Raw genomic sequence first — 497 nt, forward strand, 5'->3', positions numbered from 1 at the left:
GTCTATATAATTAAAAAAAGTATCGCTCTTCTGCAGGACCTCCACCGCGCCCTCCATTTCATGGACGTCGTCAAAGTACAGTCTGGTCAGGGAAATGTAATACGGTTCGTAGGGAATCGCCGCGGTCGGTATAAAATGGGAAATTGGCTGGGGCGTACTCATGACCTTGTATCCGTTTTCCGTCAGTACATCGTTATACCAGCTTTTTTCTTTCAGGTCGATCTTCTTGTTGTATGTATAGAAACCGGTGCCTGCCGAAAATCCATTTTTGTGGTAGAGATTAATCTGGGCAACTGTCTGCTGCGGGCCGATCATGGCCGATATGGAATTATAGATGGCCTGCACCTGGGTATAGGTCTGCTGAGTGCCCAGCTGGTCCACCGGAATCTTCCGGATACCGGGCAGGATGTCCTTGGAATAGATGGTATTTAAGGATACCGTGGACATCTTTTCTATCTCCTGTTCCATATTGGAATATGCGGAATCGCAGACGTTCT

The 497-nt window shown here is 47.5% G+C and carries 1 protein-coding gene; it reads right to left on the reverse strand.

Annotated features, from left to right (window positions below):
- Window positions 1-447: hypothetical protein (locus NE664_13385; protein MCQ4727625.1), on the reverse strand; the 447-nt coding region annotated here is incomplete at its 3' end.
- Between the last annotated feature and the right edge of the window lie 50 nt (window positions 448-497).

The sequence above is a fragment of the Anaerotignum faecicola genome (assembly GCA_024460105.1).
Taxonomy (GTDB): Bacteria; Bacillota; Clostridia; order Lachnospirales; family Anaerotignaceae; genus JANFXS01.